Annotated in this window: 26 protein-coding genes; 22 read left to right on the forward strand and 4 right to left on the reverse strand. The window is 36.6% G+C overall.

The genetic code is table 11. The features are described from left to right. The 6 genes from hfq (at position 1) to F0527_RS04655 (ending at position 4938) form a co-directional block, all read left to right on the forward strand. Positions 1-228: an RNA chaperone Hfq gene (hfq, locus tag F0527_RS04630; protein WP_066785859.1), complete on the forward strand. Its 228-nt coding sequence runs from the start codon at positions 1-3 to the stop codon at positions 226-228. Between the two features lie 206 nt (positions 229-434). Next, positions 435-734: a rhodanese-like domain-containing protein gene (locus F0527_RS04635; protein ID WP_150283949.1), complete on the forward strand. Its 300-nt coding sequence runs from the start codon at positions 435-437 to the stop codon at positions 732-734. A 103-nt stretch (positions 735-837) separates the two neighbouring features. Further along, positions 838-2097, forward strand: coding sequence for a methionine gamma-lyase family protein (locus tag F0527_RS04640; protein ID WP_150283950.1), 1260 nt, complete (start codon positions 838-840; stop codon positions 2095-2097). Positions 2098-2294: 197 nt separating this feature from the next. Continuing rightward, positions 2295-2678, forward strand: coding sequence for a MerR family transcriptional regulator (locus F0527_RS04645; protein ID WP_066785863.1), 384 nt, complete (start codon positions 2295-2297; stop codon positions 2676-2678). A 35-nt stretch (positions 2679-2713) separates the two neighbouring features. Continuing rightward, positions 2714-4048: a type I glutamate--ammonia ligase gene (glnA, locus tag F0527_RS04650; protein ID WP_066785865.1), complete on the forward strand. Its 1335-nt coding sequence runs from the start codon at positions 2714-2716 to the stop codon at positions 4046-4048. 290 nt (positions 4049-4338) lie between these two features. Continuing rightward, complete coding sequence (locus F0527_RS04655) at positions 4339-4938, forward strand: DUF2247 family protein (RefSeq protein WP_190323379.1); 600 nt, start codon at positions 4339-4341, stop codon at positions 4936-4938. 176 nt (positions 4939-5114) lie between these two features. Here the strand turns inward: F0527_RS04655 and F0527_RS04660 are convergent, their stop codons facing one another. Further along, positions 5115-5423 (reverse strand): hypothetical protein, encoded by a 309-nt coding sequence (locus F0527_RS04660; protein WP_150283952.1) that lies wholly within the window; start codon positions 5421-5423, stop codon positions 5115-5117. 451 nt (positions 5424-5874) lie between these two features. On the opposite strand from F0527_RS04660, the gene F0527_RS04665 reads away from it, so the two are divergent. After that, a complete protein-coding gene (locus tag F0527_RS04665; protein ID WP_150283953.1) occupies positions 5875-6375 on the forward strand; it encodes a GNAT family N-acetyltransferase in 501 nt (166 codons plus the stop codon). A gap of 149 nt (positions 6376-6524) precedes the next feature. Here the strand turns inward: F0527_RS04665 and lexA are convergent, their stop codons facing one another. Then, complete coding sequence (lexA, locus tag F0527_RS04670; RefSeq protein ID WP_147194027.1) at positions 6525-7139, reverse strand: transcriptional repressor LexA; 615 nt, start codon at positions 7137-7139, stop codon at positions 6525-6527. 167 nt (positions 7140-7306) lie between these two features. On the opposite strand from lexA, the gene yneA reads away from it, so the two are divergent. The 6 genes from yneA (at position 7307) to F0527_RS04700 (ending at position 11677) form a co-directional block, all read left to right on the forward strand. After that, positions 7307-7621, forward strand: coding sequence for a cell division suppressor protein YneA (gene yneA, locus F0527_RS04675; protein ID WP_150283954.1), 315 nt, complete (start codon positions 7307-7309; stop codon positions 7619-7621). Continuing rightward, complete coding sequence (locus F0527_RS04680) at positions 7618-8274, forward strand: YneB family resolvase-like protein (protein WP_066785882.1); 657 nt, start codon at positions 7618-7620, stop codon at positions 8272-8274. The genes yneA and F0527_RS04680 overlap by 4 nt, the downstream gene beginning before the upstream one ends. A 129-nt stretch (positions 8275-8403) precedes the next feature. After that, positions 8404-8640 carry a DUF896 domain-containing protein gene (locus F0527_RS04685; protein ID WP_066785886.1) on the forward strand — a complete coding sequence of 79 codons (237 nt, stop codon included), beginning with the start codon at positions 8404-8406 and terminating at the stop codon, positions 8638-8640. Between the two features lie 97 nt (positions 8641-8737). Further along, complete coding sequence (gene tkt / locus F0527_RS04690) at positions 8738-10741, forward strand: transketolase (RefSeq protein ID WP_150283955.1); 2004 nt, start codon at positions 8738-8740, stop codon at positions 10739-10741. A 140-nt stretch (positions 10742-10881) separates the two neighbouring features. Beyond that, positions 10882-11322, forward strand: coding sequence for a sporulation inhibitor of replication protein SirA (gene sirA / locus F0527_RS04695; protein ID WP_150283956.1), 441 nt, complete (start codon positions 10882-10884; stop codon positions 11320-11322). Positions 11323-11455: 133 nt separating this feature from the next. Continuing rightward, positions 11456-11677 (forward strand): YneF family protein, encoded by a 222-nt coding sequence (locus tag F0527_RS04700; protein ID WP_066785889.1) that lies wholly within the window; start codon positions 11456-11458, stop codon positions 11675-11677. Positions 11678-11705: 28 nt separating this feature from the next. Here the strand turns inward: F0527_RS04700 and F0527_RS04705 are convergent, their stop codons facing one another. Next, positions 11706-12641, reverse strand: a complete 936-nt coding sequence (locus F0527_RS04705) for an alpha/beta hydrolase (RefSeq protein WP_150283957.1) — start codon at positions 12639-12641, stop codon at positions 11706-11708. Between the two features lie 180 nt (positions 12642-12821). Between F0527_RS04705 and F0527_RS04710 the strand changes: the two genes are divergently transcribed. Beyond that, on the forward strand, positions 12822-13076 hold the full coding sequence (locus tag F0527_RS04710; RefSeq protein ID WP_150283958.1) for a YqkE family protein: 255 nt from the start codon (positions 12822-12824) through the stop codon (positions 13074-13076). A 148-nt stretch (positions 13077-13224) separates the two neighbouring features. Here the strand turns inward: F0527_RS04710 and F0527_RS04715 are convergent, their stop codons facing one another. Continuing rightward, complete coding sequence (locus F0527_RS04715; RefSeq protein WP_150283959.1) at positions 13225-14124, reverse strand: aldo/keto reductase; 900 nt, start codon at positions 14122-14124, stop codon at positions 13225-13227. Positions 14125-14194: 70 nt separating this feature from the next. Here F0527_RS04715 and F0527_RS04720 point away from each other — a divergent pair, with 70 nt between their 5' ends. From F0527_RS04720 to spoIIAB, 8 genes are all read left to right on the forward strand, one after another. Then, positions 14195-14740 (forward strand): NUDIX domain-containing protein, encoded by a 546-nt coding sequence (locus tag F0527_RS04720; RefSeq protein WP_066785903.1) that lies wholly within the window; start codon positions 14195-14197, stop codon positions 14738-14740. A gap of 54 nt (positions 14741-14794) precedes the next feature. Beyond that, entirely contained in the window at positions 14795-15304 is a 510-nt protein-coding gene (locus tag F0527_RS04725; RefSeq protein ID WP_150283960.1) for a hypothetical protein, read from the forward strand. A 119-nt stretch (positions 15305-15423) separates the two neighbouring features. Then, on the forward strand, positions 15424-15921 hold the full coding sequence (gene fur / locus F0527_RS04730; protein ID WP_066785913.1) for a ferric iron uptake transcriptional regulator: 498 nt from the start codon (positions 15424-15426) through the stop codon (positions 15919-15921). A 57-nt stretch (positions 15922-15978) separates the two neighbouring features. After that, positions 15979-16884, forward strand: coding sequence for a site-specific tyrosine recombinase XerD (gene xerD / locus F0527_RS04735; protein ID WP_150283961.1), 906 nt, complete (start codon positions 15979-15981; stop codon positions 16882-16884). A gap of 79 nt (positions 16885-16963) precedes the next feature. Then, positions 16964-18166, forward strand: a complete 1203-nt coding sequence (deoB, locus tag F0527_RS04740) for a phosphopentomutase (protein ID WP_190323380.1) — start codon at positions 16964-16966, stop codon at positions 18164-18166. A gap of 15 nt (positions 18167-18181) precedes the next feature. After that, positions 18182-19486: a pyrimidine-nucleoside phosphorylase gene (locus F0527_RS04745; RefSeq protein ID WP_150283962.1), complete on the forward strand. Its 1305-nt coding sequence runs from the start codon at positions 18182-18184 to the stop codon at positions 19484-19486. A gap of 231 nt (positions 19487-19717) precedes the next feature. Then, on the forward strand, positions 19718-20071 hold the full coding sequence (locus F0527_RS04750; RefSeq protein WP_066785922.1) for an STAS domain-containing protein: 354 nt from the start codon (positions 19718-19720) through the stop codon (positions 20069-20071). Then, the gene (gene spoIIAB / locus F0527_RS04755) at positions 20064-20510 is read left to right on the forward strand and encodes an anti-sigma F factor (RefSeq protein WP_066785925.1); all 447 of its coding nucleotides are present in this window, start codon (positions 20064-20066) and stop codon (positions 20508-20510) included. Before F0527_RS04750 ends, spoIIAB begins: the two co-directional genes overlap by 8 nt. The last annotated feature ends 4 nt before the right edge of the window (positions 20511-20514 follow it).

Genomic DNA, 20514 nt, shown 5'->3' on the forward strand with positions numbered 1-20514 from the left:
TTGAAAACAGTTAATTTACAAGATGCATATTTAAATCAATTAAGAAAAAATGGGATTTTTGTTACAGTATTTTTGCTAAATGGTTTTCAATTAAAGGGTACGATCCGTTCATACGATAATTTCACTGTTTTGCTAGAAGCAGAAGGAAAGCAACATTTGATTTATAAGCATGCTATTTCTACATTTGCACCATCTAAGCCTGTCGCATTCCAACAAGAAGAAGAGTAATAAGGGTTACTGCGTTTATGTGTCGTTTTTATCAAGGGTTTAACCGGCAATCCCACCTAAACTTTTCATTTGCAAATTGGATGGTTAAAAGCTAATAGTACTTGATAGACGGCATAGATGAAAGAGTTGACCTGCTATAACAGTGGTTAACTCTTTTTTCTTACGGCCTTCTATATTATACTTAAAAATTATTGGAGGAATTATTTATGAAAACAATCACACCTGAAGAAGTATTAAACAAATTAGATGCGAACGAAGATTTACATATTGTAGACGTTCGAGAAAATGAGGAAGTGGCTAATGGTATTATTCCTGGAGCAAGCCATATCCCGCTTGGTCAAATTCCAGAGCGTATGGAAGAGTTAAATAAAGAAACCCCTTATATCTTTGTTTGCCATGCAGGCGGACGCAGCTTCAGCGCATGTTCTTACCTTGAAGGGCTTGGTTACGATGTAACAAATCTTGAAGGCGGCATGAGTGCTTGGGAAGGCGAATTGGAATTTTAATTTTTATATGGAAAGAGGACGATCACAGCTTTGTGCATCGTCTTTTGCTATTTAAACAATAATAATGATGATTGGGATTATTAGAGAGAACGGAGTAGAGAAAATGGCTTACAAGTCACCATTAACACATGAAACATTGATGCTAGCAAAGAAAATTGAAGAGAAGGTTAAACCCTACTTTAACCGTGCGGATGAAATGGCTTTTTATAATCAACAAAAAGTACTTTCTGCCTTTCGTAATAATAATGTCAGCGAACATCATTTCCATCCTTCAACAGGGTACGGATATGATGATGAAGGGCGTGATAATCTAGAGCGTATCTATGCTGAGACATTCGGAGCGGAAGCGGCGCTTGTTCGACCTCAAATTATTTCGGGTACACATGCCATCACTCTTAGCCTTTTTGGAGTGCTGAGACCAGGTGATGAATTGATGTATATTACAGGACAGCCATATGATACACTTCAGTCTATTGTGGATGGAGGAGATCAAGACACTGGCTCATTAAAAGACTTCAATATTAGTTACCAGCATATTGACTTATTGGACGATCAATATATTGATTGGGATCAGGTTGAAGAGAGAGTATCTGATAAAACGAAAGTAATTGCTATTCAGCGTTCTAAGGGTTATGCAACGAGACCATCGTTTACGATCGATCAAATCGCTGAAATGATTCAAAAAATCCGGTTGATTAAAAGTGACGCCATCATTTTTGTAGACAATTGCTACGGTGAATTTGTGGATGCAGTAGAACCTACTGAGCTGGGTGCAGATCTTATGGCAGGCTCTTTAATTAAAAACCCTGGCGGCGGTTTAGCAAAAGTGGGGGGTTATATTGCAGGTAAGGCGAAATATGTCGAACAATGCGCATACCGCATGACTTCACCTGGTATTGGAGCAGAGGCAGGTCCATCTCTTAACGCATTGTTAGATATGTATCAAGGATTCTTTTTAGCTCCTCATGTAGTGGCTCAAGCATTAAAAGGAGCTATATTTACTGCTGCTGTACTTGAGGATATTGGGATGTCTCCATCGCCGCGCTATGATGCAAAAAGGACAGATTTAATTCAATCAGTTTCATTTAACACGCCAGAGCAAATGATCCAATTTTGCCAGGCTATCCAAAAAAATTCCCCTGTCAATGCACACTTTGCACCTGAACCTGCTCCTATGCCAGGGTATGACGATGATGTGATCATGGCTGCAGGTACATTTGTACAAGGAGCCAGTATTGAGTTATCAGCGGATGGTCCGCTTCGCCCTCCATACACTGCCTATGTTCAAGGTGGCTTGACATATGAACACGTAAAGTTTGCGATTTTAAGTGCAGCTCAACAACTTCAAAGCACTAAAAGGTAAAAACAGAGCTATTAAGAGATGATAAAACACCCTTCCGATTATGAGGAAGGGTGTTTTTTATATTTCCTAGATGGAAAGAATACGTATTTTAAAACAGGTTAATTAAGTTTTAATTTACATGTTAGAAAACCTAACATGTTGTTGACAGTAAAACTAACATGTTATAAAATTAACTTGTGAAAGGTGAGGTGAAGGATTTGAATAAAGAGATTAGAAAGACTATGCCTTTGCTGCCAATTAGCATTGTGATGCAACTAACTGATTTAACCGCTCGTCAAATTCGCTATTACGAAGAACATGAGCTTATTATTCCAGCAAGAACTGAAGGGAATCGCCGGATGTTTTCATTAAATGATGTTGATGATTTATTAGAGATTAAGGATTTATTAGAACAAGGCATCAATATGGCTGGAATAAAAAAAGTATTTGAAATGAAAAATGAACCGCTTGTTACCAAGCAATTGAAGAAAGAAATTACTGATGAAGATTTAAGAAGGATTTTACGAGAAGAAATGCGTCAAGCGCAAAGTATGCAAAAAACCTCTATCCGACATGGAGATTTATCTCGTTTCTTTTCATAACACCTAAAAAATTCTACATATAGGGAGAGATTTCATTGGGAAAGTTTACAAAAGATGATATTCGTAGATTGGTCGTAGAAAAAGAAGTGAATTTTATCCGTTTACAATTCACAGATGTATTAGGATCTATTAAGAACGTAGAAATACCTGTAAGTCAGCTAGAAAAAGCGTTGGATAATAAAATGATGTTCGATGGCTCGTCTATTGAAGGTTTTGTGCGTATTGAAGAATCTGATATGTACTTATATCCTGATTTAGATACATTTATTGTATTCCCATGGACAATCGGCAAAGGTACAGTATGCCGCTTTATTTGTGATGTATACAGTGCAGATGGTACACCGTTTGCAGGAGACCCAAGAAATAACTTGCGTCGCATATTAAACCGTATGAAAGAAATGGGCTTTACCAGCTTTAATTTAGGACCTGAGCCTGAGTTTTTCTTATTTAAATTAGATGAAAAGGGCGAACCGACACTTGAACTAAATGACCATGGTGGTTACTTTGATTTAGCACCAACAGACTTAGGAGAAAATTGCCGTCGTGATATTGTGCTTGAGTTGGAAGAAATGGGATTCGAAATAGAAGCATCACACCACGAAGTAGCACCGGGCCAACATGAAATTGATTTTAAATATGCAGATGCAATTACAGCATGCGATAACATCCAAACATTCAAATTGGTTGTAAAAACAATTGCTCGTAAACACGGTTTACATGCAACGTTTATGCCTAAACCATTGTTTGGTGTGGCTGGATCTGGGATGCATTGTAATGTATCTTTATTTAAAGGGTCAGAAAATGCTTTCTTTAATCCGAAGGGCGACCTGCAATTGAGCGATACAGCGTATCAATTTATGGCTGGGGTATTAAAACATGTCAAAGGCTTTACAGCTGTGACAAATCCAACAGTGAACTCTTACAAACGATTAGTGCCAGGTTATGAAGCTCCATGTTATATTGCTTGGTCAGCACAAAATCGTTCTCCGCTTATCCGTATTCCGGCATCTCGCGGTCTATCTACTCGGATTGAAGTACGTTCAGTTGATCCAGCGGCAAATCCTTATTTAGCGATGGCTGTTATTCTAGAAGCGGGATTAAATGGTATTGAGCAACAGTTGACACCGCCACCTGCAGTTGATCGAAATATTTATGTGATGAATGCAGAAGAAAGACTAGAAGAAGGCATTGGTAATTTGCCGGCAAACCTAGACGACGCATTGCACGCACTTGCTGAAGATCAAGTCATTCAAGGTGCTTTAGGAAAGCATATTTATGCTAATTTCCGTGAAGCAAAAGAAATAGAATTTGATTTCTTCAGAACACAGGTCCACCAATGGGAACGTGACCAATACATGAAAACTTACTAAAATAAAAAGCGCTGGGATTCAAAGTCCCAGCGTTTTTCTTATGTATTGATAGTTGTCTATTATGCATACAGGATTTACAAAATTTGAAAAGAATATAAAACAGCAAAAGGTGTAAAGAAAAGTAAATTGATAAAAGGAAGGAAAAACATTGAAAGAGAAGAAGGTATAGTTCATTATACAATTAATAGAGAAGGACAAATCACGCATCAAATGCGATACCGGGTACAACAAGCTATTGGTTAAATACCTAAGGGTAGTTTATTTTGTCGAAAAGGAGATGAATGATTAATATGATAGATTATCAGAGTGAAGAATTTATTTTAGATATGCCAGAGAACTCGTTAAATTTAAATATTCCGTATGCTTTCTTTATAGATCATGCCTCTTTAAATTGGAATGAATTAAATTTTGGATTAAAAAGTCAATATATTTCTCTAAATTATGCTATTGAAAAAGCAGTATCAGAGGTATCAATTAATGGTAATACTTCAAATACGCTATTTGAGCTTGCTTCACTTTTTAATAATGAAGAAGACTTAGCTGAAAAGCATATTAATGTTTTAATAAAAGAGAAAATAATTGATTCAATGTTATTGGAAAATAAACAATTCATGATTGACTGTAAAAACAAATATCTTTATATTGCTTTATTGTGGTTGTATCAAAACCCCAAAAAATATAATCATCCGAAACGATACGACTCAGAATTAAAAGAAATAGACTATAGTACCAAAGTTTATGATGTTATTTGGGATTTTAAAATACCTTCAATACCAGCTCGTGATTTTCGATATTTCTCGATGACTTTTGAAGTAACAGAGAAAAATCAAGAACTATTTTTAAATAGATGGAATCAGTTTTTAGAAGAACAAAAACAGATAGTCAAATAATTTTTAATAAAAAATGCGATACCAAAATAAAATAATACTAACAATAAACTCAATTTTATGTCGTAGGATCCTAATATCTTTTACATGTTGAGGTCTATTTCTATTTAGTCACAGACAACTAAAAAACTAAATACCATAACACTCTATCAGGATTAGCAAGTCACCCATTTCAATCTTTAATAGATAAAGACGATCTCTATATTCTTAGTATGCTTCGAGAAAATCTCTTTTAATGAATTATTAGCGATTTTAACATTAAGCAAAAATTCATTTGTATCATTAAAACTATCAGAAATACCCTTACTCTCGGTATCAGAACCTGGAAATACTTCTAAAAGTAAATATCCTTGAGAGCTATTTGCTATATAGTATTTTGTTTTATGATAGGAGAATTCAACTTCTCTTCCAGTTGCCAAGTAATGTTGTAGAACTTCCAAGTCAATATAAGAACCGTCATCATTTTCTGAAGTTTTAAAAGTATCCATCTTCAAACCCACCTCTGTCACTTTTTGATATTAGTCTTGCTTACTTCACCCAGATAACCTTAATCCTAAACAATAATAGTAGCCTTATCACGTTCATACTTAAGCGCTTCGGAAAACAGAAATGTTGTGTTTTTGCTTCACTCAATTGTCGAGAGATATTTTTGCGCAACGGATGATGTGTTAAACCATCTGACTGTTAAATCTAAAAATTTATAACCCTGTATTTACCTATATTATACACTGTAATATATTTACTTATATTGATTAATGGAAGTTTTTAAGTTTTATTACAATTATGTATGGCGCTAGAATGAAAAATCAGGATGAGTAGAGTTTATTACTGGTGAATACTTTGTACAACATATTATGAGAATAATCGTATGATATGTGACTATGTTTTGATTGTGCAAGGAGGTAGTGGATTGTATTAAGAGAGGAGAAAAAATAGAAAATGATTGAATTACGAAAAATAACTGGAGATAACATAGAGAAAGTAATAGCACTTGAAGTTGAAGAAAACCAAAAAGACTTTATAGAAACTACTAACCTAAGAAGCTTTGCAGATGCTCATATGTTGAATGCAGAAGGGATACCTGCTACACCTTATGCCATTTATGCCGATGAAGTGGTGGTTGGATTTTTGATGTATATTTATGATACGTTGGATCACGAATCGTTTGAGAAGGAAGATTTTTACGGCAAGAAGAGCTATTTTATTTGGCATATTATGATTGGAAAGAGTTACCAAGGGGAAGGATATGGCAAACTTGCATTTGAAAAAATGTTGAAGGAGATCGTAACGTGGCCATATGGTGAAGCAGAATATATAGCTCTCTTTTATCAAACAAGTAATATCAAAGCTAAAACATTATACGCTTCATTTAAATTTGAAGATACAGGTATTATTCAGGGTAAGTCCATGTTGGCGATTAAAAAGCTAGTTGAGAAATAAAAGAAACACGCAATGTTTTCATACTGCAAAATAGCACTTTAAGTAGGCGCAAAATAATCCTAATTTAACACCCGCGCTATCTGTTTTGTGTTTATAAAAAAACAATCAGTCTACAGGTAATATAATAGACTCGATTGTTTTTTTAATTATCAGTATATGTTTCGATAAAGACCAACAACTTTACCAAGAACAGCAACGTTTTCAACAATTATTGGCTCCATAGAGGAATTCTCTGGTTGTAAACGGAAGTGTCCCTTTTCTTTATAAAAACGTTTTACTGTTGCTTCGTTCTCCTCCGTCATAGCTACTACGATATCTCCATTATTGGCAGTTGCCTGTTGTTTGACAATCACGTAGTCTCCATCGAGAATTCCTGCCTCTATCATAGACTCACCCATGATTTCAAGCATAAAAATATGGTCATCTGATCCACCGTAAGTGTCAGGAATAGGGAAGTACTCTTCAATATTTTCGATAGCGGTGATAGGTAACCCGGCAGTTACTTTCCCAACTAAAGGAACATGCATAACACCCTGTTTGGTAACATTTCCTTGATCTAAGATTTCAATAGCGCGCGGTTTTGTCGGGTCTCTGCGGATCAGCCCTTTGCTTTCCAATCTATTCAAATGGCCGTGGACAGTTGAACTGGAAGCTAAACCTACTGCTTCGCCTATTTCTCGTACAGAAGGCGGATATCCTTTAGTGCGTACTTCTTCTTTTATAAATTCCAATATATCATCTTGTCTTTTTGATACCTTTTTCAATTTGCTCACCCTCTTATCAGCAATTTTCTTTAATTGTTAAATGAAGTATAACATGTCTATTAAATGGATGCAAACATAGGTTCGAAATTTATTTGACAAAAACGCATGTTCGTATTATATTGAATTATATAAACTACGAACAAACATTCGATGAAGGGGAGATCCTTATGAACTGGATTAAAAAAAATCGAAATACCACCTATTTATTTGCATTCATATTCGCGATTATGGTTATTCTTATGGTTATCAATCGGGATACAACTAGCTACACAAACATAGAAGTCCAAGAAGGAGATACTTTATGGTCGCTATCTGGACTTTATAAAGGGGATTTATCCAAAAGTGAGTGGGTTTCTTTAGTGAAAGATAAAAACAATATTATTGACGGACGCATTATAGCTGGTCATACTTTATCTATTCCTGCGTACAAAAAAACTAACACGAATAAAAAAGGAATAGAGTTGGCGAGTGAAAATGAATGAATAGAGGGAAAGAAGCAGTATTATATTGCCGTGTAAGTACAGAAAAAGAATCCCAAGATTCTTCGCTAGAACGGCAAGAAAGTGAACTAAAAGAGTTTGCCAAAACAAAAGGTTATAATGTTATGAGTGTATTTAAAGATCGGCATAGCGGCTATGACGTAGAACGCGAGGGACTCATGGATTTGCTGGATTATATTAAAGAACAACATATTACAGCATTGTTTGTGCAGGATGAAACGCGATTAGGACGTGGGAATGGTCGCATGGCCGTATTACATCTACTTAATAAAATGGAAGTGACTATTTTTACTCTTAATAATTCAGGCAATATCCAGCTGAATGAAATGGATACAATGTTGCTTGAAATATTGGCACTAGTAGAGGAATATCAAAGGAAATTACATAATGCCAAAATACGTCGTGGGATGAAAAGGGCTGTACAAAACGGCTATAGGCCTGAAAATAACTTAAAGGATCGGGGCAATCCAGAAGGTAGAGAAAGAATTGATGCTCCAATTGAACAGATTATTCAATTGAGAAATAAAGGGCTAACATTTGAAGAAATCACTGCTACTTTAAATGGATTGGGCTTCCAACTTAGCAAAGCAACAGTACATAGACGCTATAAAGAATTCGAAGAGCACAATAATTAACTGTAAACTGTCGAAAAGTTTACTTTATGATACAGGTTGGCTTGATATCCAAATAATGCTTAACGCTTGCACTTAAAACATATTTTACATACTCTTTAAGATATGAAGAATATGAAAGGGTGTATATAAATGTTGCCAAAAGAAAAGATTGATCGCATTAATTTCCTGTCTAGAAAATCAAAAGCAGAAGGACTAAGTGTTGAGGAAGCGAAAGAACAAACAGCACTTCGAAAAGAATATCTGGATACATTCCGTAATTCCATGAGAGACACCATTGAGCATGTCCGAGTATTTGATCCAAATGGCGATGAAGTAACACCGGATAAGGTAAAGGAAATTCAAAAACGAAATAATCCTTTGAATTAATAAGGTAAAGTAAATGTCGAAAAAATATTGTTTTCTGACATAATGTTGACTAAACTGTAATAGAATAATACTTTGCTTTCAGAAAGGATGTCTATTCATGACGCTACAAGCAGATCAGCTTGCAATTAATACAATTCGAACTTTGTCGATTGATGCAATCGAAAAAGCAAATTCTGGTCATCCAGGTTTACCAATGGGTGCAGCACCAATGGCTTACACGCTATGGACAAAACAAATGCAACACAATCCAAAAAATCCAAAATGGTTTAACCGTGACAGATTTGTATTGTCAGCAGGACATGGTTCAATGTTATTATACAGCCTACTTCATTTAGGTGGTTATGACTTACCGATGGATGAAATTAAAAACTTCCGTCAATGGAATTCATTAACTCCTGGCCATCCTGAATTTGGGCACACTGCTGGAGTAGAAGCGACAACTGGTCCACTGGGGCAAGGGATTGCTATGGCTGTTGGTATGGCGATGGCTGAAGCGCATTTAGCAGGAGTATACAACAAACCAGAACATTCCATTGTAGATCACTATACATTCGCGCTTTGCGGAGATGGAGATTTAATGGAAGGTGTATCTGCAGAAGCAGCTTCACTTGCAGGCCATTTGCAATTAGATAAACTAATTGTCTTATACGATAGTAATGATATTTCATTAGATGGTGATTTGAATAAATCATTCTCAGATAATACAGCTGAGCGTTTTAAAGCATATGGCTGGAATTATATCTTGGTTGACGATGGCAATGATATTGAAGCTATTAATTCAGCAATTGAAAAAGCAAAAACTCATAAAGGACAACCTACATTAATTGAGATTAAAACAGTTATTGGCTTTGGTTCTCCTAACAAATCAGGTAAATCATCATCTCACGGTGCACCGCTTGGCGTTGATGAAGTTCTACTAACAAAACAAGCTTATCAATGGGAAAATGAAGATTTCTTCGTTCCTGAGGAAGTATACGAAACATTTAAAGAAGCAGCGAAAATTCAAGGGGAAGAAGCTGAATCTGTATGGAATGAACAATTCCAAGCATACAAACAAGCATACCCAGAACTTTCTGCACAGCTAGAAAAAGCAATTAATGGAGAGCTGCCTGAAGACTTTGACGCAGAAATCAAAGCTTTCGAGCCAGGCAAATCGGTAGCTACACGTTCATCATCAGGTGATGTGATTAATGCCTTAGCTAAGAAATTGCCTTCTTTCTTTGGAGGAAGTGCTGACTTAGCTGGCTCTAATAAAACTACTATTAAGGATGCAGGAGATTTCTCTGCAACTGAACGAGCTGGACGTAATATTTGGTTCGGTGTTCGTGAGTTCGCAATGGGTGCTGCATTAAATGGTATGGCTTTGCATGGCGGTCTTCACGTGTTTGGTGGAACATTCTTTGTCTTCTCTGACTATGTGCGCCCTGCCGTACGTTTATCTGCACTTATGGGACTTCCTGTGACATATGTGTTTACACATGATTCTATTGCTGTTGGTGAAGACGGTCCAACACATGAGCCAATTGAACATTTAGCTGCATTGCGTGCGATGCCGAACCTCTCTGTTATCCGTCCGGCTGATGCTAACGAATCTGCTGCCGCATGGAAACTTGCAGTATCATCTAAAAATAAACCTACTGCTTTAGTGCTGTCACGACAAAACTTGCCAGTGCTTGATGTAGATGCAAATGCAATCTATACAGGCGTTGAAAAAGGTGCTTATGTTGTTGAAAAGGCAGACAAAGAAGTGGCTGATGCATTGCTATTAGCAACTGGTTCTGAAGTACAGTTAGCTGTTGCTGCTAAAAAAGCATTAGCTAGCGAAGGAATCGATGTTACAGTTGTATCAATGCCAGATCTAGGTCGTTTCGACGAACAAGATGCAGCATATAAAGAAAGCGTATTGCCTAAAAACGTAACAAAACGTTTAGCAATTGAAATGGCTTCTTCATTTGGTTGGCATAAATATGTTGGTTTTGAAGGTGATGTTTTAGCTATTGACCGATTCGGAGCTAGTGCACCTGGAGAATCAGTAATCGAAGAATATGGCTTTACAGTAAACAACGTAGTAGAGAAAGTTAAAGCTTTAATGGCAAAATAAATAGAAATACCAAAAAGTAGAGGGAATATGCCTCTACTTTTTGTTTTTTGACAAAGAAAGTGGGGTATTTACAGTTTAAATTGACAAAATATTCACTTGATTGAAGGTATACTTAGTAGAAAGAAAGGGGCGGCTTAAAAATGCGTGTTTACTCAATCTTTCACATTAAACCAAAACATCAATCATTTATATATGGTAGAGAACGTCTTTTATTCGAATTAATTAATGGTGTCAAAACGAACCAAAACAATTTTTATCCATCACAGGAATTAGCTTATTTATGTGAGACGTTGCCTGTTGATGATATTGAAACTAGCATAGAAAAACATTTACATACTAGTTTTTCTGCTATTAATATTAAAAACCATGAAATCTATTTAAGTAATCAATTCAAAGGAGATCTTCACATAGAAATTCAGCCATACTATCTAAATGTTTATTGTATTGGCTCCCGTATGTTAGAGTTAGATTTATTTGCAACATTATCAAAAATTAGCTCTGGTTTTATTGGCTTCAATAAGGGCGAAATGGAATGTGGCTGGTTAAAACCTCCAAAATTTTCTGTTCTGGCAGAAAGTTAGCAGTGTCTCTTTGCTAGCAGGAGAAAGACTCAGTCACCAAAAATAAGAGAAATAGTAGTGTCCATGACATTTTTGTTGTATAATCCTCTTTGGAGAGATATTCTCGTATGCACAATTTAGAGGAGGAAATTAGTTGAATACTGGACTAGCGATTACATTAATTATTGTAGCGTTAATTATTGGTTTAGTTGGCGGATTCTTTATTGCAAGACAATATATGATGAAATATCTGAAAGAAAACCCACCAATCAATGAACAAATGTTACGTATGATGATGACTCAAATGGGTAGAAAGCCATCAGAAAAACAAATTAAACAAATGATGAACCAAATGAATAAAGTAAACAATAAATAAGAAACAGCACTCCAATGAGTGCTGTTTTTTATGTTTCTTGTTCATTTGTAATATATTTTTCGATAAATGTATGCACAGTTTTTTCATACTCATCTGGATTTTCATTAAATGATTGTGCATGTGCCCCATGTTCAAATAACTTTAGCATTTTGGGGCCTTTTTTTAATTGATATAACTCAATCGTCATATCAGGTAAAATAAAGTCGTCTGGAAGGCTATGAATGAACAGGACAGGTTTTGTAATATTAGGAATGGCTGTTCTCGGAGCAACATTTTTCAACCAATAGCCATCTCGAAGACGTAAAAAAATCTCAGCAAGTTTTATAGCTAAAGGACTCTTTAATGGAGTTTTTTTCTTCATTAAATACAAAAGCTGTTCATAGAAATCAGAGTACGGGCAATCAGCAATATAAAAATCCGCTCTATCTTCCAGTATACCGGCATATAAAAGGGTGGTAGCTGCACCCATTGATTCACCATGAACGCCGATAATAGAATCGTACCCTAATTGTTCCTTTATATAATGTAGCACAGCTTCTAAATCGAATTTCTCATAAAAGCCATAACTTGTGGTCTTTCCTCCTGATTCTCCGTGTCTCCGATGATCATAAACAATGGTATTGAAGCCCAATCGTTCAAAAAGTCTTACATACTTTACTGAGTTTACCTTATTTTCCGTGACACCGTGACAAATAATCATTGTCTTCTTTGTCTGTAGGGGCTTAAAATAGATTCCTTTTATGACGTAACCATTTGGAGAAGAGATCATAATATCCTCTTTTTCTACTCTATTGAACCATTTTTCGTCGTAGCGTAAAGCTTTTTTTTCTCTTTCTAAAATAAACAAGTCATCTTTTTTCTTTATATAAATGAGTTGGCTTGAAACTAGATAACCAGCTAATGAAAGGATGCCGCCAAAAATGCCTGTCACTAACCCGAAAATCCAAAAAAACTTCTTTTTCATCGACACCCCTGCTTCCAATATAGATTTTTACATTCCTGCCATAAACATTTGTTTGCAATGAATCAAATCCCTCGTTTTTCTGAAGTCTTTTACTTTTAATATTTGTATTGCTTTATAATATAATATGAGTTGACTTGGAATTTTGATAAAGTGAAATGGAATTTGAAAGGAATTTTGTAAATGGCTAAGAAAAGAAAAAACCAAAATATAACTTCTCAAAAAGAGCAAAAAGATGAAAAGCTTACATTGCAAGATCAATTAAACGGAGATGTATTGGAAAAGTTAAAGCTAGCGAAAAAGGAACTTGTGGCAAAAGAGCAACAGGTACAAGAAGAAAAAGCAGCACAATTAGCATTTGAGCGCAAGCAACGAGAGAAGAATAAATCTTTTGCAGAATTATTAGATGAATATGGAGACAGAGGTTCCAAATTTTAAAGGTTAAAAGCCGCGAATAGTATTGCATCAAAAAGATAGACATACTTTGTCCTATCCTTAAATGCAGCTATTCGCGGCTTTTATAATCCAGCTGATGGCTGAATAAGAAAATTTAGATGAAATAATCTCCTAAGTGAGGTGACTTACTTTATAGTCTATGTTCTGTATATTGGTCTAGCTTTGTTAATTCGACTAAATTACTATCATTAGAATGGTCAATGTGATTATAGGCTTGAATAGTTGCTGCAATTTGTTCTCGTGTGCTTGCTCCGATAATAGCAGAGGCAATTTCTTTATGCTGTAGAACACTTTGCAAGGCGGTTACATGTAATGAAGGGGCCGCATTCGCCAAATTGGTTAAGGTAGCTTGTAGTTCCTCTTGTGAGTATGTCAAATAACCATTGGTTTTTTGAACCCTATTTTTCCAATCATCTGTGAGAAGTCCTTTAGCAAGAGATCCACGAGTCACTACTGAAGCACCGAGCTCTTTAATGGAATCAAACCATTCTTCTGGGCGTCTGTCGAGCAAACTATACTGCATCATAATGGATACAGCTTTGCTCTCTTTTAAAAAGGGTATAAAAACATTTGGCCTAATAGAAGAAATACCGTATTCCCGAATAAAACCTTCTTGTTTCAGTTCATTGAATGTATCAATGATCTCTTCCCAATTTTCCCCTAAGGTACCACCGTGCAACTGATATAAGTCGATATAATCTGTTTGAAGACGACTCAGACTCTCTTTGACAGCTTTTTTGATATGTTGAGCGGAAGAGTCAAAGTGCCATGAATCAGAAGAAGAATTCCATACATTCCCCACCTTTGTCGCCAGTAATATATCTTTTCGCTTTTCTTTTAGTAAATGGCCGATGGTTTCTTCATTCATGCCACGCTGATAGAGGTCAGCTGTATCAAAGTAGTTAATGCCTGCATCGATTGCGGTATCAACTATAAATGATGCGTCAACACGATTTGTCGGCAAAGACATGCATCCTAGACCTATTTCTGATAATAGTAATTCACTTGCTCCTAACCGTCTTTTTTCCAAAACTATCGCCTCCTTTAAAGATAATGGTACAATGATTCATAGATAAATAACAATAGAGAGGAATTCGACAATGAAAAAATTTGAAGAAAAAACTATTTCAACAGAAGAAATTTATAAAGGACGTATTATTAATGTCCAAAAAGATGAAGTCACACTACCAAATGGCAAAACTGCTTCAAGAGAATTAGTAAAACATCCGGGAGCTGTTGCTATTATTCCTGTAACAAAGGAAGGGAAAATAGTTATGGTAGAACAATATCGTAAGCCTCTCGAACAAAGTATTATTGAGATTCCAGCTGGTAAGCTTGAGCCAGGTGAAGCTCCAGAAAAAACAGCCATGCGTGAATTGGAAGAAGAGACAGGCTACGGTGCGAATAACTTCGAAAAGATTTATTCATTCGCTACCTCCCCTGGATTTGCTGATGAAATTATCCATCTCTATGCTGCAACAGATTTATATCAAATAGAACAACCAGCAAGCCCAGATGAAGATGAATTTGTTGAACTTTTGGAAGTTTCCATTGAAGAAGCGGAGCGTTTAGTAGAGGAACAACAAATTTATGATGCGAAAACAATTCTAGCAATTATGTGGGCAAAAAATAATCTATCAAAATAAGGTATTTTTTAGAACGAGGAGCATAGGTTGTACTATTAGAAAGTAGGTGACCTAGTGAATCGTTCATTGCAACTATCGTATTTTTTTCTAATCATTTCAATTGGCTTCATTGGTGGAATTATAGCTTTTAAGATTTCAGCTCCCGAACAAACCGAATGGCTAATATCTATAATTGATCCTCGCCTTCTGTTTGAGGGTAAGCCAAAAATGTGGCAATCGCTATGGCCAGCATTTATGCCGTATCTTTTCTTAGTGTTGCTTGCTACACATCAATGGTTCCGCCATGGAACAAGATTAGTAGTCGTCTGTAAAAGCGCCTTTTTTGGTTTTTGTTCAGCTTACCTAATCGCTACTCAAAACGCTATTTGGAATTACGTTTTTTGGTGGTTTCCTATTCAATTTTTATACACTTGTTTATTATTGCTATTTTCAATTGTGCTTGTCCCTAAACCATTTTATAATTCTAGGCGGCAGGGGCTTCATTGGAATCGACTCATCGCCATTGGAGTATTAGCTGCAATAATATTCGGTATTGAGCTTCTCATTATCCATTTTATGTTTTAATGATTTTTATCATTTGATATTAATTATCATTAAACAATCATTATAAGTATTTTAGTCGCTTAATCTTGTAATGAGAAATAAACTTTTGGTATAATGGTAGAAGTTTAGGGGGGCGTCATATGGAGAGCCGTATTGATCGAATTAAAAAACAATTACATGGTGCTAGCTATAAACTGACGCCACAACGAGAAGCGACGGTTAGAGTACTTTTAGAAAATGAAGAAGATCATCTAAGTGCTGAGGATGTTTACCTATTAGTAAAGGAGAAAGCACCGGAAATCGGTCTAGCGACTGTGTACCGTACATTAGAGTTGCTGACAGAGCTGAAAATTGTCGATAAGATTAATTTTGGCGATGGAGTTTCTCGTTATGATTTACGGCAAGAGGGTGCAGCTCATTTTCATCATCACCTCGTTTGTATCGAATGTGGCGCCGTTGATGAAATACAAGAAGACTTGCTTGAAGATGTTGAAGCAGTAGTTGAAAAACGGTGGAATTTCCAAATAAAGGACCATCGATTGACATTTCACGGTATATGCTGGCGTTGTACTGAAAAGCATGCCGAAGAAAAAAACAAAGAGAATGTTAACAATCCAAATAATAATGAAGATTTTTAAACAAATGGAAAGGATGGCGGAGGTGCTGTCCTTTTTTGTTTTAGGAGGATTATTGCGATGAAACAAGAAATACTAGATGCAATTGCAGATTATATTCACTTTCTAAGGGTAGAGCGCCAATTATCACAAAATACATTGCAGTCCTACGAACGCGATTTAAAAGATTATACACAGTTTTTATTTGAGACGAGTGAGTTAGAGAAATTTGAGGAAATTGATAAATTTCAGATATTAAAGTATTTGCAGAGTTTACAAAGAAAAGGGATTTCAGCTAGGACCATATCAAGGCATATTTCATCCATTCGCTCATTTCATCAGTTTTTGTTAAGAGAAAAATATTCAAACAATGATCCGAGCGTACATTTAGAATTGCCTAAAATTGAGCAAAAATTGCCAAAAGTATTATCAATTGAAGAAATAGATCGTCTTCTCTCTATGCCGGATCTTTCGCGGCCACAAGGTGTTCGAGATCAAGCGATGATGGAACTTTTATATGCAACTGGTATGCGTGTGAGTGAGTGTATAACACTTAATATGGAAGATATTCATTTAACCATGGGCTTTGTACGTGTTTTTGGGAAAGGCGGCAAAGAGAGGATTATTCCTCTTGGAAACTCAGCCATTAATGCATGTACGAATTATTTAAATCATGCGCGTTTTCATCTTGAGAATCCGAAGCTACGAACAGATGCGTTATTTATCAATCAGAGAGGGAAAAGGTTAACAAGGCAAGGTCTCTGGAAATTATTAAAGGGTTATGCGGAAAAAGCGAATATAACGAAAGAATTGACGCCACATATTTTACGTCATTCCTTTGCGACTCATTTAATTGAAAATGGTGCAGACTTACGTGCAGTGCAGGAAATGCTTGGACATGCTGATATCTCTACAACACAAATTTATACACATATTAGCAAATCAAGGTTGTCTGAAGTATATAAGCAGTTCCATCCAAGAGCATAAAATATATACATCAGATGTCTGACCTTTATTTTTTAAAATATTTTGGTAAAATAAATCTATAAACAAGGAGGGCAACATTATGACTATAAAACCGTTTAAACGCATTCACCTTATCGTCATGGATTCAGTAGGTATTGGAGAAGCGCCGGATGCAGCTAGTTTTAACGATGTTGGCGCGGATACTCTAGGACACATCGCGAAAGAAATGAAAGGGCTCACAATGCCGAATATGGAAAAGTTGGGCTATTCTAATATTCGAGGCATAATCGGCTTAGAAGATTTAGAGGGCATGAAGTCTGTTGATCAGCCTCAAGCTTTTCATGGCTATATGCAAGAGGCCTCTGTAGGTAAAGATACGATGACTGGCCACTGGGAGATCATGGGCCTAAATATTAACAAGCCATTCAAAGTGTACCCGGAAGGATTCCCTCAATCGCTTATTGATGAATTAGAAGAACGTACTGGGCGCAAAGTGCTTTGCAACAAACCAGCTTCAGGGACACAAGTCATTGAAGATTTCGGAAAAGAGCACATGGAGACAGGTGCAATTATTGTTTATACATCTGCTGACCCAGTATTACAAATTGCTGCACATGAGGATATTGTCCCGCTAGAAGAATTATACAAAATATGCGAAATTGCACGTGAAATTACGTTAAAACCTGAATATCTGGTTGGTCGTATTATTGCACGACCTTTTGTTGGTATACCAGGCCATTTTGAACGTACTTCCAATCGTCATGACTATGCACTGAAACCATTTGGCCGTACTGTAATGAATGAATTGAAGGATGCAGGCTACGATGTCATAGCATTAGGCAAAATATCAGATATATACAATGGTGAGGGCGTTACGGAAGCTATCCGTACACAAGACAATGATGATGGAATGGATCAATTAGTGAATGTCTTGAAAAAAGACTTCCAAGGAATATCCTTCCTTAATTTGGTTGACTTTGATGCTAAATATGGCCATCGACGCGATCCAATTGGATACGGAGAAGCTCTTGAAGAATTTGACCGTCGATTAGCAGAGGCATTGGATCTTATGCAGGAAGATGATTTACTTCTCATTACAGCAGACCATGGAAACGACCCTACTTTCCCTGGAACAGACCATACGCGCGAATTTGTTCCACTAATTGCTTATTCGCCTCGATTGAAAGAAGGTAAAGAACTACCAAAGACAGAAACATTCGCTGCTATTGGAGCGACTATTGCTGAGAACTTTGGTGTCAAAATGCCTGAATTCGGCAAAAGCTTTTTACAACTTTTAAAATAAGTGAGGGATCCATCCATGAGAATGGTAGACATTATCGAAAAAAAACGTGAGGGACAAGAACTTACGACAGAAGAAATTCGCTTCTTTATCCAAGGCTATACAGACGGGTCTATCCCTGATTACCAAGCGAGTAGCTTGTTGATGGCAACCTATTTCCAAGATATGAGTGAGCGTGAAAGAGCGGATCTAACAATGGCTATGGTGGAGTCGGGCGACCAAATAGACTTGTCTGATATAGAAGGAATAAAAGTAGATAAGCATTCGACAGGTGGCGTTGGAGATACAACAACACTTGTTCTAGGACCACTAGTAGCTGCTGTAGGCGTTCCTGTGGCAAAAATGAGCGGACGCGGTTTAGGCCATACGGGTGGAACGATTGATAAATTAGAAGCAATCGATGGCTTCCATGTTGAATTATCAACTGAACAATTTGCAGAACAAGTAAACCGAATCAAACTAGCTGTTATTGGCCAAAGCGGGAACTTAACTCCAGCTGATAAAAAGCTTTACGCACTACGTGACGTTACAGCAACAGTATCAAGCATTCCGCTTATTGCAAGCTCAATTATGAGTAAAAAGATTGCCGCTGGAGCAGACGCTATTGTATTAGATGTTAAAACAGGTGATGGCGCCTTTATGAAAACGGTTGAAGATTCTAAGAAATTGGCGCATGCAATGGTTCAAATAGGAAAAAATGTTGGACGTAATACAATGGCGATTATTTCGGACATGAACCAGCCTCTAGGCTATGCAATAGGCAATGCATTAGAAGTCAAAGAAGCGATTGATACATTGCGTGGAGAAGGACCTGAAGATCTTACAGAACTTTGCCTGACACTGGGTTCTCAAATGGTTGTACTTGGTAATAAAGCGAAAACTATCGAGGAAGCAAGAACAAAGCTTGAAGAAGTTATTCAAAACGGCAAAGCTTTAGAAGTTTTCAAAGAGTTTATTGAAAGTCAAGGGGGCAATCCAAGTGTAGTGGACGACCCTTCACTGTTGCCGCAAGCAAAATATACGTTTGAGGTACCTGCAAAAGAGCAAGGTTATGTAAGTCATATTGTAGCAGACGAGATTGGTACTGCTGCAATGTTACTGGGTGCTGGACGCGCTACTAAAGATTCTGTTATTGACCTTGCTGTTGGTATTATATTGCATAAAAAAGTGGGCGATTCTGTAAAAGAAGGCGACTCTCTAGCTACAATTTATGCAAACCAAGAAGAAGTCAAAGAAGTGATTGAAAAGATATACGCTAATATTTCACTCTCAGAAAACGAAGTGAAAGCACCAGAATTAATTGAAGAAATCATTACAGAATAGTTTAAATTAAACCTGCATTCTATTGAATGCAGGTTTTTTCTATATCACTTTTTGACTTGAAATCAAAAATATTAATCCACCTCTTTGTGTTTAAAAGGGAAAATGGCCGTCTATAATGAGGGATGGTAGCTGTCACATTTTTTCTATTTTTAGCTTATTACTTCTTAAATTGTCATACTTAAGGAAACCTACCTTTTCATGTAGTATAGTTTCTAAAAAGGAGGTATACAAATGCAGCATCATATTGAAATTACATCTGAAAAAATAGCCATTATCAGGCTGGGGGGCGAACTCGACCACCATGCAGCTCGCCATATCCGCGAAGACATCTCTCAGGCGATCTATAGCGGTTATGTACAAGACATTATCTGGAACTTAGAAAGCCTTCAATTTATGGATAGCGCAGGCGTAGGCTTAATACTTGGGAGGATGCGAGATCTGCAAGTTCATAATGGCCGTACATTAATTATTAAACCTTCTTCTACCATGGAGAAAATATTCCAGTTCTCTGGATTAGGAAAATATATTTGGCATGACACTGAACAAGAAGCCATCCAAAGTTTAGGAGGGATTCTGCATGGATAATGAAATGACGCTATCATTCATGGCAGTAAGCGATAACGAAGCACTCGCTAGAATAGCGATTACAAGCTTTTTATCAGTACTTGATCCAACTATTGAAGAACTATCAGAAATTAAAACAGTTGTCTCAGAAGCAGTAACAAATGCGATTATTCACGGTTATGATGAAAATCCTAATGGCATTGTAACAGTACAAGCTTCAAGACATGGCCGAGAAGTAACCATAACAATTCTTGATCAAGGTATAGGAATTGAAAATGTGACACAAGCGATGGAACCGCTATATACAACAAAACCATTGCTAGAAAGGTCAGGGATGGGCTTTACCATCATGGAAAGCTTTACAGATCAATTAACTGTGCAATCAGAACTCGGGAAAGGAACGGCCGTTACTTTCAAGAAACAATTTCAACCAGTCCAAGAGCCGCTATATGTAAGGTGACAAT

The organism is Rummeliibacillus sp. TYF-LIM-RU47, assembly GCF_008638315.1.
In the GTDB taxonomy this organism is placed as follows: domain Bacteria; phylum Bacillota; class Bacilli; order Bacillales_A; family Planococcaceae; genus Rummeliibacillus; species Rummeliibacillus stabekisii.